The sequence below is a fragment of the Paradesulfitobacterium aromaticivorans genome (assembly GCF_054657415.1).
Genome location: NZ_BAAHYT010000004.1, coordinates 109,492 through 123,178, shown reverse-complemented (window position 1 = coordinate 123,178; position 13,687 = coordinate 109,492). Strand labels below are relative to the sequence as shown.

The following is a 13,687-nucleotide window of genomic DNA, read 5'->3' as shown; positions in this document are numbered from 1 at the left end:
GAATTAGGTCAAAAAGTGTATAATACAAAAACACAGAAAAATCATGGAAAATCGGATGTGAATAAAAAATTACCAAGACATTAATAAAAACGGCTCGTCGCATGTGGAATCCATAGTCCTGTTGCAGAATACGAAGCGCTGAAGAATAGCGGGTTTGCAGGACTGCAGATGAAAATATGTTTTGACGTGAAAGGATGCTTTCACGTCTTTTCTTTTGTAAAATATAAATGGGCTTGCCCATTTTACATAGATAATGAAGGAACGTAGATGAAAAATGTCAGAATTATACCGGCTAAACCTAAAGATAATAAAAAGCTTAAGGTTACCGCCTATTGTCGGGTCAGCACATTTGGATCGGCGCAGCTGCACAGCCTCGAGCTTCAGATAAAAACTTATACGAAGTTGATACAAAGCCATCCCAATTGGATTTTTGCTGGTGTGTTCTTTGACGTCGGGAAAAGTGGTCTGCGGCGAAGCGGCAGAACTGGGCTGGACAAAATGCTCAAGAAAGCGGCGAAAGGTAAAATCGATTACATTATCACGAAATCAATCAGCAGAGTGTCAAGAGATACTCTTGAGGTATTGAAAATAGTAAGATTTTTAAGAGAGCGAGGGATCAATATGCATTTTGAAAATGAGAACCTGGATTCAGTTGATATGAAAGCAGAATTAGAGATTACATTGAGAGGAATGCTTGCGCAGGACGAGAGCAGGAATACCAGTGAGAATATTCAGTGGGGGTTTCAACGCAAATTCGAAAAGGGCGATATTTTCACGAAGTATAAGAATTTCATGGGATATACCTGCGTAGACGGCGAGATTGTTATTGTTCCGGAGCAGGCAGAAGTGGTCAGAAAGATATTTGATTTATATTTACAGGGATTAACATTCGGGCAGATAAAATCTTATCTGGAATCCCAGGGAATTAAGACCGTGACGGGCAAGGAGCATTGGGACACAACAACGATCCAGAAAATGCTCAAGAATGAAAAATACAAAGGCGATACTTTGCTTCAAAAGATCTATACCGAAGATTTTATGACAGGTAAGAAAAGCAAGAATATCGGACAACGACGCCGGTATTATGTAACGGACAGCCATCCGGCCATTGTTTCTGAAGAAGTGTTCGATTTGGTGCAGGAAGAAATGGCCAAGCGTGCAAGATTACTTCATAAAGATGATGGCACAGTAGAATCCAGCACCAGTAAATATAACGGGAAATACCTTTTGGGAAATTTGCTCGTATGCGGCGATTGTGGTGCATCTTATCGGAGAAGAACGGAAAGAGGCAAGGTTGTCTGGAGATGTGCGACAAGAATAGAAAAAGGTAAAGAGGCATGCCCTCACTCCCCCACTTTGGATGAAGAATGGGTTAAGAGCAATATTCATGAAACGGTCTGCGAGGATGGCGTTTATGATGAAGGAGTAATCAGGAATAAAGTTGATAGAATTCAGATTTTTGATATGTATATCTTAATTTGCTATAAAAATGGATCACAGGCTAAAATGTTATTCCATAAAGATTGACCGGGGTAAAACCCACCGAAGAAGAACAAGCAGAGAGGCTTGTTTCTTGCTTATACATTCTGCTGTTTTAACTCTCTTTATGTTAGTATAAATTATAATATTTACAAACGATAAAGACATTAGGGCATTGAATACTTTTTTGGAAGATAAAACTAATTCTAAAAAATGAGTGGGCGTATTTTCAAATGAAGGCACCTCACTGTTTATATTGCAACCAGAACATACGTTTGGTATAATTGCTTATGGAAAGTTTTGGTTTGGTGTGAAAAGGAGGGATACGCCACGTGGACAACATATCAAAACAAAGTAAGATCATTCTTTACCAGACTGATGAAGGAAAGATAAAAGTTAATGTCTATTATGCAGAGGAAAGTTTTTGGCTGACCCAAAAAGCTATAGGCGAGCTTTTTGACGTAGACAGATCAGTAATAACCAAACACTTAAAGAATATATTTGCTGAAAATGAGTTAAACGAAGAAGCAGTATGTGCAAAATTTGCACATACTGCCGAAGACGGAAAAACCTATAACACCAATTATTATAATCTTGATGCTATTATCGCTGTAGGCTATCGTGTTAACTCCAAAAAGGCTACGCAATTCAGAATTTGGGCTACGCAGACTCTGAAAGAATATATCGTTAAAGGATTTGTATTAAATGATGATATGCTTAAAAACGGTAGACCCTTCGGTAAGGATTATTTTGGTGAACTTTTGGAACGCATCAGGGAAATAAGATCTTCTGAACGCAGAGCTTATCAGAAGATTGCCGACGTTTTTGAACAGTGCAGTAGCGATTACAACTCCAATTCCGAAGAAACAAAAACATTTTATGCCTTTGTGCAAAATAAAATGCACTTTGCCATAACGGGGAAAACTGCCGCTGAAATTATCCATGGACAGGCAGACGGTGAACACCCAACCATGGGACTGACTACATGGAAGGCTTCACCTCACGGCAAAATTTTGAAGAGCGATGTGAAGGTAGCAAAGAATTATCTTAACCAAAATGAGTTGGACAGACTGAATAGAATTGTGACAATGTATATTGATTATGCGGAGTTTCAGGCGCTAAATGAAAATATTATGACGATGAAAGACTGGCTACATATCACAGACGAATTTTTAAAATTCAACCGGCGTGAGGTTTTAAAGGATTCGGGAAAGATAAGCCATGAGGAGGCCCTGGACAAGGCAGAAAAAGAATATGAGAAATTTCGTGTAAGGCAAGATGAAAGATATATTTCTGAATTTGATAAAGCTATAGAGAAGTATTTAAAGGGGAATAAGATTTAAAATAACTGATTGTCTTCAATCTCTAAATTGAGTTTGTAAAACAATAATATCCAAAAATATTAACCAGATGGGAGGTGAGATTATATGCCCTTTACAAAATCGGATATCGGAGCACAATCTGCCTGGAAGGGCTATTCATCTCAGACCTTATATATTGCTTCAAGAATAATTGGTGAAACTGTAAATGACGAGTACTATCCGGAACGTTTGGAAGATTTGTTGATTAAGCGTGGTGGACAAGTTATTGAAGCTGTGCAAGTGAAAAATTTATCTGATCCGCTTACTATCTCTGATCTAGCCTCAACCAAGGAGTCCAGAAGCGGAGAGGGCTTCTTCAAGAGGGCATGCAGTTTGCGTAATTCCGAACCCATGCTTCAAACACTGCGCATTGTGTATTTTGGGGAATTGGGGCAGGAGTTGCAGGAATTTTTAAGCGGAAATATTTCTGCCGAAAACAAAATCAAAGATAAACTAATTGAAGATCATGGACTATCAAAAGATGATGCTTTATGGGTTTTGACCAAAATCGGTTTTCAAAAAGTTAATGCCCGATTGCTGGAAGAAGAAATATTGAAGCAGTTACAATCTTATGTCCCTACAATGGCTGCTCCGGAACTGGCCCGGACTCTTTTGATTCAATATGTTTCTGAACTGTCTAAAACCAAAGGCCATACCACGTTAGCCCTGTGGCAGGAAAAAATATATATAATCGGTACGGATATTGCAGCTATGGATGGCTATTACAAAGAATATCAGAAATCGCTTATCCGGCTATGCGACATGACTTCGGATAAGTCAATGGAGATACTCCATCAAGAATTTTCTCAGGGTGTTTCTACTCATCCTGCTCATATCCGAAATAATTTGGACTTTGTTCGTAACGAATGGCTGGAAAAAATCGGTTTGGCGCTGAGCAAGCATAAAGCCGTGATCATCAAGGGAGTATCAGACCAAGGGAAAACCGCCTTATGTCACAGATTTCTTTTGGATAATTATCCTGAGCAGCTTGTGTTTTGTGTTAGGCATGTGCAATCCTCCCGTCAGGCTGAAAATCTAGTAAATGCCTTGCAAGGCATTGTCAAACATGCCCGGGATATTATTTTATATATTGATGTTAATCCAGGAGAAGCCAATTGGACCCTACTGCTTCAAGAACTGCAGGCGAGAGGGGTTTCAGTCCCTATTTTGATATCCATCCGGGAAGAAGATTTCAAATTATCCAAAGTAGATGGAAGCTTAATATTCATAGATTTAATTGAATTATATTTCTCCAAAATAGAAGCAGAGAACATTTATAAGGCCTTGACATTGGACAATCCGCATCCAATTTTTCGAAGTTTTGAGGCGGCCATGCTCCCTAATACTCTTAGAGCACTAGGCCGCCTACTTCTAGCAACTTATATTATGCAGTCTTTTTCTGGTTTGGCCTTTAGATTGCCCGCTGATATCAATCCTATCTTATCGTTGTTGGTTACAGCTGCTATTGGAATTGTAGTTGCAGGTTTTACTGTAGTAAGATTTAGGGCGATTGGGAAATCGTTATAATCATAAATGTAAGTTTCTACATTTTTGAGGATGATTGGAAGGACGAAGGACAATAAATGGCAAAGGTGGCATTTGTGTTCAAAACAGGGGGTTGAGGTGAGGGAAATCCTATAAAGTGATATGTCGGTCGGGGTTGAGGTAACTTCCACCGGCAATTTTCTTAATGTGTTGTTACAAAGCTTTTTATTGACATTGTGCTCAGCCAAAAAAAATTATTGCTGACGATCGTCTGCCGAACGTTTAATTAAAACGCTTTGTTTTTTTATTTTTCCACACTTAAAAAGAGGTAAAATAAATCTTGACACCGTACCTAACTATAGACTTTATAATAGGCATGGGAGGTAACAAATGAAAGGACAGACTATAGGTGAATTAGCTAAAAACGCTGGAGTAAATATTGAAACGATCAGGTATTACGAAAGATTAGGTTTAATTCCGGAACCACCACGGACCCAATCCGGTTATCGAGTTTTTCCTCTGGAGGTGGTTCATCGAATTAGGTTCATAAAACGCTCTCAGGATTTAGGTTTTACTCTTTCGGAAATTAACAAACTTCTTTCTATGACTGAGAGCGGAAGTTATGGTTGTCGGGAAGTTCGCGAATTTGCATCCCAAAAGATAAAAGAAATAGAGCTAAAAATACATGACCTTCAAAACATGAAAAGCATTCTCCAAGATTTATCGAGCAAATGCTGTGATGAATGGGCAATTGATGATTGTCCAATAATCGAAAGCTTACAGGATTAAGAGTTTAGCATGTGTTCTGCCTTGAAAACAACTAGGAACATTGATTCCAATTGTATATGTGGGTCAGAGGAGGAAAATTAGGTGAAAGACAAGTTTGCCAGTCTAGGCTCAGTGGTATCATCTTTCTTTGCAGCAATTTGTTGACTTGGCTCAGTTGTATTAGTGCCACTAGGTCTTGGTGGCCTGAGTAGCGTCCTTGCTGCATCACTAGCCAGGTATCGACAGTTATTCATTTTTCTAGCAGTGTTAATGCTTGGCTTGTCTCACTACTTCCTGAATAAGAAACCCCAACCTAGTAAACTTAACAAGGTGCTTGTCTGGCTCTCTACCCTGGTGACTATTGGCATCCTCGTTTACACTCTTAAAAACGGGTAAGGTAGGTGATAGACATTGCGAAAGGCGTTGTTTCTTGCTGTAGTAGCAGCTTTTACAATCTTCCTGGTTGGCTGTAGCGTGACAAAAGATTCTCCTGCGGGATTCAGTAATGACAAGCCCCTTCAGGCGACGGTAAACACCGGTAATCTCGTGACTAAAAAGTTCACCATAACCGGCTTTACCTGAGACACTTGTCCTTTAACTGCAAAGACAGCACTGTCTAGTTTAGACGGTGTCAAACAGATTACAGTACAAAGGTCCGGTGCAACAGAGATAATTTATGACCCTAACAAGGTCAACATGGATAGGATTAAAGAGGTTTTGGCTAAGGTGAATTACGGTGTTTCAGAAATATAAATGATTATTCATGTAGTGAATGGTCATTTTACCGGGGGTTGTGTAAAGGAGTGATTGCCCCATGTTGCTTGAACTGTCTGCAAACTCAAAAGTAATGCCGGCCTGTCCTGTTTGTAACGGGATAGGGCAGAAAGTACGTAAAGTAACAGTTGAACATCAGGTACAACCTGGTGTTGAAATTGAAGAAGAACAGTTTTTCCTCTGTAGAACTCCCGATTGTAAGGTTGCCTATTATACTCAGGACGGGAATAAAACAATCCTTCAAGACCAATTGATCAACAAGATCTGGTTTAAGAATGTCCTACCCCCGATTCCCATTTGCTACTGTGCCAATGTTACCGAGGAGGAAATTTTGCATCATGTAGCAGTAGCACAATGTTGCTCTACATTGGACGATATAAAGAGACATACAGGGGCCAATACCGGATGTGAATGTCTCACGAAAAACCCAGCCGGTGGCTGATGTTCATCTGTTGTGCAATCGGTGATTGCCAAAGGTCTGGTTATGAGAAAAACAAACATTTGAGGACATATTTAGACGTTAACCCCTGTAATTGTTTTTGGGGTTTATAAGTATCATCAGTGAAAAGCCGGTCGGGGTTGGGTAACTTCGACCGGCTTTCTACCAAAGCAATTTAAGTCAGTGCATTTTTAAGTTATGAAAATAGTTTGTGTTTTGGAGAAGGTATTTTTAAGTCAATGTCGAATAATTTTTTGAGAGATAGTTAATCTGGATTTACTGTTAAAATAAATTTTGTAAAACGCAAGACCATGGAGGTCGAACTGGGTAGAAACCCGGAACGATACTTTATGGTCTTTTTGCATAAGGAGGTGAAAAAATATGTGTGAAGCTAATGCATATATCAGAAGTGGGGGCGACCAAGAAGAACTGTTTCTTGAACAAGTCGACATTATTGAACCTTTTGAAGAAGGGCTTCGGCTAGTCGACATCTTTGGTAAGCAAAAATTTATTAAGGCTAGAATTAAGGATATGAATCTACTCAACCACCGAATTGTTTTGGAGAAATCGCAGACTGTCACTGCTAAATAAGTATATAAATGGTTCGAAAGTTTGAGGGGGAGTAATATTTATGGAGAATGTACGTGCAACAACTGTCACTTACCGTCCAAAATGGGTTCGTTACAGCGTGGTAGTACTAGGAATACACATATTGGGACTGGCTCTTTTATTTCCGGTGGTGAGAGAATATCCACAATTCTTAGGCATTGCCTTTCTGGCTTACACACTGGGCTTACGGCATGCTTTTGATGCTGACCATATTGCAGCTATTGATAATACAGTACGAAAAATGATACAGCAGAAACAGGAATCAACAGGGGTAGGATTTTTCTTTTCCCTAGGGCATTCCTCGGTAGTCTTTATAATGGCTATGATTACGGCTTTTTCAATGGCTTGGGCCAAAAACAATATCCCACAACTACAGGTAGTTGGCGGTTTAATCGGTACAGCAGTTTCGGGAGGGTTCCTTCTCCTCATAGGGCTATTTAACCTGTACATTTGGTTCGACATTTACCGGTTATTCATAAAAATGCATAAAGGGCAGTTCGATGAAGGAAACCTTGAACAACTCCTTTTAAACCGGGGCTTTATTTCACGGTTCTTTGGTCCACTCTACCGGTTTATTAGTAAGAGTTGGCATGTTTACCCACTCGGGTTTCTTTTTGGGTTAGGGTTTGATACCGCATCTGAAGTAGCTTTATTGGCTATCTCTGCAAATGCTGCAAGTCAGGCCATGCCTTTTACTGCAATTTTATCCTTATCGGTTTTGTTTGCCGCCGGTATGAGCCTGATGGACACAGCCGACGGGGTTTTTATGACCACTGCTTATAACTGGGCCTTCTCTACACCACTAAGAAAGGTTTATTATAATTTATCTGTCACCGGTATCTCTGTGATTGCAGCCTTATTCATAGGATTAATAGAAATAGCTCAGATAGTGACCCCGAAACTTGGATTACACGGTGGAATTTGGGGATGGATTCAGAATCTTGATTTCGGTGGAATCGGCTATATTCTGGTTGGGCTCTTCGTATTAGCGTGGGGAGTTTCATTCCTTTTGTGGAAGGTATTGGGGTTGGAGAATGCCTAAATCCCGCGCTGATTTCAAACCAAGAGCGCTAGTTGCTGAACAAACTTGGCGCACAGAGAAAAGCATTTTCCCCATACATATAACCGCGTAATTGTCAAGCATTTTCTAAACCGACATTTTTACAGTCTCAATGTGTTTTCTATCGAGACACTTTACGACAATGTGCCGCGTCCGGGCATGTCGAAAATTGTGTGCTTTTGTCGAAGAAGTGAGTAAGAGTATATGCCCAGGAATAACCAAATAATTTTTCCAGGAAGAGAAAGTGTGATGTATCATGGATAATAAAATAGATCAGAAAACTCAGAAGGCTTTACTAGAAGCCTTAGCTAGGGCGAAAGAGTATAGCCGGCAGTTACAAGACAAGAGGGAACAACAACTGTGGAAGAAAATCAATATTCCAGTTAAACTCTCCGATGCACTTAACAATCTTTCCAAAAATGAGCTTGATAAAATCCGTCAGAACCTCGGTCTTAAAAACTTGAGCTCTTTAAAAAAGGTGATTTAACTGGTAAGCTTGTCAATTTGATTGATACCTGTAAAATTTAAGGATATTCTCTATGTCTTAGACCTGAAAAGATATGATATGGTCAAAAGAATGTTAAAGAATGCAGGTCCTGTAATGGCAAATAATATTTCTGTATCTAAAGTGGAATCACTGATGGGATATGGTATTGCTTTTCCGGGGGTTCATCATAATCAAAAGATTTTATGAGGCCAAGCGTTGACTATTATTCATTTACCAAAGAACAATTACTCAAGGCCGGTGAAATGGATTTTATTGACAAAATCCCTAAGATGAACCACTTTACTCGTTTTCTGTTGGAATACTATGATTTAACTGATGAAGAAATCGATGAAATGATGCTGCAATTGATCAATATGATCAATCTGGATACCAAACCGACAGGGATGATAAAATATTTGGAAAGCCAGCTGGAGTTTCCCTCCTTTGAGATGGTACAGGAATTAACGGCAAAGCTAATGGAACTCTATAATCATACGCGGATGTGGATCCTTAAGGGGCATACTCCCGATGAGCTTTTTCAAGAAGAAAAGAGGTACTTAAAACCGCTACCGGCGGAGTCATTTAGGATGGGCCAAACAGATTCAAAACTTTTTGACATAATGACAGGTGCTAAAATAGGCCGCAATGATTCATGTCCTTGTGGCAGCGGTAAAAAATATAAAAAGTGTTGCGGAAAGTAATGGGGGTTAAGCCATAGTTCCTTTTAATACCAATATCACATATCAATTGACCAAATATATGTTGACCTGAACATATGTTTGGTTTTATTATTATATTGTTACAATAATTCACAATAGTTTTATTCGAAATATAGGAAGCATTAAAGTGACTTATAATTGAAACTTATAATTTTAGAATAATTTAGAATAATTCTTGAATGCCTGGAATAATCGACAGTTATAAATAATGATGAATCGGTTAAATGGGGAAGAGATAACTTATTGTGGAGGTATTGCTGTGAAAGATAATCATAAAAAAGACCAGAATAAACTACAAATCAGAAACAGTACAGTAGAATTTTTAATATTCACTTCGCAAGCAAACGAAAATACAATAGAAGTTAGAGTTGAAGACGAAACGGTTTGGCTCACGCAAAAATTAATTGCTGAACTTTTTGGTGTGGATCTTAGAACAGTAAATGATCATTTAAAAAATATTTATGCTGAGGGCGAACTAGTAGAAGAAGCAACTATCCGGAAAAACCGGATAGTTCAAAAAGAGGGAAACAGAGAAGTAAGAAGAGATGTTTTATTTTATAACCTAGATGCCATCATATCGGTCGGCTACCGGGTGAATTCACTCAGAGCAACTCAGTTTAGGCAATGGGCAACTGGAGTATTACGTACTTTTGCCATCCGGGGATATGTTTTGGACAAAGAAAGATTAAAAAATGGGACTTTCTTAAACGAGGAATACTTTGAACATTTGCTTGAAGAAATCAGAGAAATTCGGGCAAGTGAAAGAAGGTTCTATCAAAAAATCACGGATATTTATGCCACCGCGGTAGATTATAATCCGCATTCAAAATTAACAAAGGATTTCTTTAAGACCGTTCAAAACAAACTGCATTTTGCAATCCATGGCAGTACTGCAGCAGAGGTTATTTATAATAGAGCAGACAGCACCAAGGATCATATGGGTCTGACAACCTGGAAAAATGCACCACACGGTAAAATCGTAAAAAGTGATGTTTCTGTTGCAAAGAACTACCTTACAGAAAATGAAATCAAATCTTTAGACAGGTTTGTCACGATGTATCTTGATTACGCAGAAAGCCAGGCAGAGAGAAATATTCCGCTGACGATGGAGGACTGGGCTAAGAAGCTAAACGCATTCCTGCAATTCAATGAAAAGGATATATTAGAGAACGCAGGAAAAGTGACCGCTGCCATTGCTAAGGAATTTGCGGAGAGTGAATTTGAAAAATACCGCATCATTCAGGACAGGCTTTTTCAGTCTGATTTTGATAGATTGACTAGTTGCCTTGAGAACGATCGGCTGTAGGGAAAGGATAAGTTCAGATAGTACCCACTGTATTTGACACCGTTCTCGTAAAAATCAGCCTCTCCGAAGTCCGCTTGGGCTTCACTTGGATAGTGCTGAAGCGGTAACCGGCACGTATTCTTCCCGAACAACTCCTTTTTCTTGATAGCTACATAAGCAGCTACCGTCCGGTAGGAACAATCGAATCTGTCTTCGTACTTTTTCCCCAACCGATCAAAAACTCGCTTAGCAGTATGTCGCTGTTTACGGCGGGCTCGCTTGTCTTCCTCCAGCCACTCGTCGATGTCGTTCATGTACGGTTGAAGCTTTGGGAACTTTTCTACACTTTCTGGCACGGTGGGTACCGGCTGGTTCCAATCCTCCTTGTCCAAGTACTTGCGGATCGTTTTTCGGTCATGGCCAAATTGTTCAGCGAGTTCACTGACATTTAGCCCTTCCTCAAAGAACGCTTTTTTGATAAGATCTACTTGGGTCATTGTGAGCATCCTCCTGTCCTCCCTTGCAGTCATCTTTCTCTCAACTACAAGGGTAAGGCTTGATTTAGGTGCCTGCAATGACCTTTGCAATTTTGGGGATTTCCCCGTTGCAAAAGTGGGGAATTTTATTTGCAACTTTGTCCAATTCCATTATGCAATAAACACGTGAAAGCATTTTAGAAGAAATAAAAAACTTAAAAGATAACTTTGTGCTTAAGATTATTGACCTGATCCATAATGGATAGAATTTCGTCTTTAGACAGAACAGAAGGCAGCTTTTTTGGCCTTTTGGGCCGGACGATAACGTCGTCCGACCAGTTGTAATTGAGCACCTTGTTAAAAAAGAGTTTGAAAGCGTTGCAAGAAATATTAATGTTACTGTAGCTTAGACCGGATTTGATAATATGGTGAGCATTTAAAAATGAGGTCATTCCTTGGTCAAAACACCATCCGGGTAATGTTCCCTGGATGATTATCCGATCATAACATGAAAGCACTCCTACTATTTGTTCACTATAGCGTTCAATTAATGACATTCTTTTCTCTCCATGCTGTTTACTTTATCCTTATAATTTCAGCATGGATATGACTTTTACCTTTTTTATTTTGGTTCCGGGTCCAACCGCAGTGGAGAAAGGCTGTTGTGAAAAAAGCCCGGGCCGGGGTAGCCGTGGACAATGCCTGCCCGGAGTGCGGGATGCCGATCAATCATCAGAGCGGCTGCGTTGTTTGCACCCACTGCGGATACTCGAAGTGCGGATGATTAGCTGTATTAGTGTTGGCGCTAGAGTAAAGTCTGGCACTATACTGTCTAAATAAAGGTTCTACATTAGCTTAACTTTCTCCAATACAGGATATTGTGAAGAGAGTTAAGCTAATGTTTTTTGGGTGCGATCCACTGAGATTTTAGCATGACTTAGTTCTGTAGGCCGCAGAAGGTGAACTGTTAGCCTAAAAAATATATAATGAATATGAAATGCCAAGGCGTTAATTACAGCGCGAAGGCTTTTGTATTCTTGAATTACTTGCGCTATCTCAGGAGGAAAAGAAGGAAAGATGCAGAATGTAAAAATATTTAGTGTACTCCATCTAGTTAAGCCTTGGCATGATTGTTGCAATAATACTATTATACTAATAGTTAGACATTAGGTGGAGGGTAAAATGGAATTTCAAAACTATTTTGAAGAATTTAGAACTAATACAATAGGCTATAATCAAGTGTTTAAAACACATTTCGGTAATGTCAGGATGGTATATGCGGATTGGACTGCCAGCGGACGGCTGTATAGACCGGTTGAACATAAAATTATTAATAATTTCGGACCTTTTGTTGGGAATACCCATTCCGAGTCAAGTGAAACAGGAATGTTGATGACACAGGCTTACCATTATGCCCATCAGAGGATCAAAGAGCATGTCAATGCCGATAAAAATGATGTCATCATCACAGCGGGTTCCGGTATGACCGGTGTTGTAAATAAACTACAGCGAATACTGGGACTCAGAATAAGTGAAAAGCTGCGCCCATTTGTCAATATCCCGGAAGACTTAAAACCTGTAGTATTCATCACCCATATGGAACACCACTCTAATCAGACGTCGTGGCTCGAAACTATAGCAGATGTTAAGATAATAAATCCCGACAGAAACGGGCTGATTGACCTGAATAATCTGGATGAATTATTAAAAGAGTATAGTACCCGAAAATTCAAAATAGGCTCTTTTACAGCCTGCTCCAATGTAACAGGAATTCAGACACCTTATCATAAAATGGCTAAGCTGATGCATCAGCACGGGGGGATTTGTTTTGTGGATTTTGCGGCGTCCGCTCCCTATAGCCATATCGATATGCATCCCGCTGACCCTGAAGAAAAATTAGATGCTGTATTTTTTTCGCCGCACAAGTTTCTAGGTGGTCCTGGAACATCAGGAGTGCTGGTATTTGACTCAAGGTTATATTCAAATAATGTACCTGATAATCCGGGTGGCGGTACTGTAGATTGGACAAATCCTTGGGGAGAACATAAGTATTCTTCCGACATAGAAATCCGGGAAGATGGGGGAACTCACGGATTCTTACAAGCCATCAAGGCTGCATTGTGTCTAGAGCTTAAGGATAAAATGAATGTAGAGAAGATGCTGAAGAGGGAAAAAGAATTAATGAAGATACTGTTCGACGGACTCGAAAGTGTGGATGGACTGCATATTCTTGCAGAAAATATCAGGGATCGCCTGGGTATTTTATCTTTCTATGTCGAAGATATCCATTATAATCTATTGGTAAAAATACTCAATGACCGATTTGGCATCCAGTCAAGAGGAGGGTGTTCCTGTGCCGGGACTTATGGACATTACTTGTTAAACATTGACCAAAGAACATCCCGGAAAATTACCAGTCTTATAGATTCAGGAGACTTGTCGCATAAACCCGGCTGGGTGAGATTATCAATACATCCTATTATGACAGATGAAGAGGTGTATAATATTGCCGATGCGGTAAGGGAGACCATTAAAAATATTAAAAAGTGGCAGGATGACTATATTTACGATACGAGCTCCAATGAGTTTAAAAACATACATTCCCCCGAACAGGAGAATATCGTTAAAGAATGGTTTAATTGTTAATCATTGAAATACGGATGTGCGCCAAGCAAGGGGTGCATCTTATATCGGGTGGGAATCCCGCCGGTTAAGGGTTTAGCCGACCCATCCGTAGCGAGTCTT

12 protein-coding genes and 2 pseudogenes are annotated in these 13,687 nt (G+C 39.7%); 12 read left to right on the top strand and 2 right to left on the bottom strand.

Annotated elements, in window-relative coordinates:
- Window positions 1-267 precede the first annotated feature (267 nt).
- The 11 genes and pseudogenes from ACYQ2N_RS01215 to ACYQ2N_RS01165 all read left to right on the top strand — a co-directional run bounded on the left by ACYQ2N_RS01215 (window position 268) and on the right by ACYQ2N_RS01165 (window position 10,487).
- Window positions 268-1,527, top strand: coding sequence for a recombinase family protein (locus tag ACYQ2N_RS01215; protein WP_459997031.1), 1,260 nt, complete (start codon window positions 268-270; stop codon window positions 1,525-1,527).
- Between the two features lie 284 nt (window positions 1,528-1,811).
- Window positions 1,812-2,822 carry a virulence RhuM family protein gene (locus tag ACYQ2N_RS01210; protein WP_459997028.1) on the top strand — a complete coding sequence of 337 codons (1,011 nt, stop codon included), beginning with the start codon at window positions 1,812-1,814 and terminating at the stop codon, window positions 2,820-2,822.
- Between the two features lie 84 nt (window positions 2,823-2,906).
- Window positions 2,907-4,367, top strand: a complete 1,461-nt coding sequence (locus tag ACYQ2N_RS01205; RefSeq protein WP_459997026.1) for a hypothetical protein — start codon at window positions 2,907-2,909, stop codon at window positions 4,365-4,367.
- Between the two features lie 348 nt (window positions 4,368-4,715).
- Entirely contained in the window at window positions 4,716-5,114 is a 399-nt protein-coding gene (gene merR, locus ACYQ2N_RS01200) for a mercury resistance transcriptional regulator MerR (RefSeq protein ID WP_459997025.1), read from the top strand.
- A gap of 390 nt (window positions 5,115-5,504) precedes the next feature.
- Window positions 5,505-5,675: a hypothetical protein gene (locus ACYQ2N_RS01195; RefSeq protein ID WP_459997023.1), complete on the top strand. Its 171-nt coding sequence runs from the start codon at window positions 5,505-5,507 to the stop codon at window positions 5,673-5,675.
- 235 nt (window positions 5,676-5,910) lie between these two features.
- A pseudogene (locus tag ACYQ2N_RS01190) lies at window positions 5,911-6,306 on the top strand ((2Fe-2S)-binding protein); the annotation flags it as partial.
- Between the two features lie 381 nt (window positions 6,307-6,687).
- Window positions 6,688-6,897, top strand: a complete 210-nt coding sequence (locus ACYQ2N_RS01185; RefSeq protein WP_459997021.1) for a CooT family nickel-binding protein — start codon at window positions 6,688-6,690, stop codon at window positions 6,895-6,897.
- 40 nt (window positions 6,898-6,937) lie between these two features.
- Window positions 6,938-7,957 (top strand): HoxN/HupN/NixA family nickel/cobalt transporter, encoded by a 1,020-nt coding sequence (locus ACYQ2N_RS01180; protein WP_459997019.1) that lies wholly within the window; start codon window positions 6,938-6,940, stop codon window positions 7,955-7,957.
- Between the two features lie 274 nt (window positions 7,958-8,231).
- On the top strand, window positions 8,232-8,462 hold the full coding sequence (locus ACYQ2N_RS01175; protein ID WP_459997017.1) for a hypothetical protein: 231 nt from the start codon (window positions 8,232-8,234) through the stop codon (window positions 8,460-8,462).
- A 263-nt stretch (window positions 8,463-8,725) separates the two neighbouring features.
- Window positions 8,726-9,163, top strand: a complete 438-nt coding sequence (locus ACYQ2N_RS01170; protein ID WP_459997015.1) for an SEC-C metal-binding domain-containing protein — start codon at window positions 8,726-8,728, stop codon at window positions 9,161-9,163.
- Between the two features lie 277 nt (window positions 9,164-9,440).
- Window positions 9,441-10,487 carry a virulence RhuM family protein gene (locus ACYQ2N_RS01165; RefSeq protein WP_459997013.1) on the top strand — a complete coding sequence of 349 codons (1,047 nt, stop codon included), beginning with the start codon at window positions 9,441-9,443 and terminating at the stop codon, window positions 10,485-10,487.
- On the opposite strand, the pseudogene ACYQ2N_RS01160 reads toward ACYQ2N_RS01165, so the two are convergent.
- Window positions 10,460-10,963: pseudogene (locus ACYQ2N_RS01160) on the bottom strand (IS21 family transposase); the annotation flags it as partial. The gene ACYQ2N_RS01165 and the pseudogene ACYQ2N_RS01160 sit on opposite strands and share 28 nt — an antisense overlap.
- Window positions 10,964-11,157: 194 nt before the next feature.
- Complete coding sequence (locus tag ACYQ2N_RS01155) at window positions 11,158-11,499, bottom strand: hypothetical protein (RefSeq protein ID WP_459997011.1); 342 nt, start codon at window positions 11,497-11,499, stop codon at window positions 11,158-11,160.
- A 625-nt stretch (window positions 11,500-12,124) separates the two neighbouring features.
- Here ACYQ2N_RS01155 and ACYQ2N_RS01150 point away from each other — a divergent pair.
- Entirely contained in the window at window positions 12,125-13,588 is a 1,464-nt protein-coding gene (locus ACYQ2N_RS01150; protein ID WP_459997010.1) for an aminotransferase class V-fold PLP-dependent enzyme, read from the top strand.
- Window positions 13,589-13,687 lie beyond the last annotated feature (99 nt).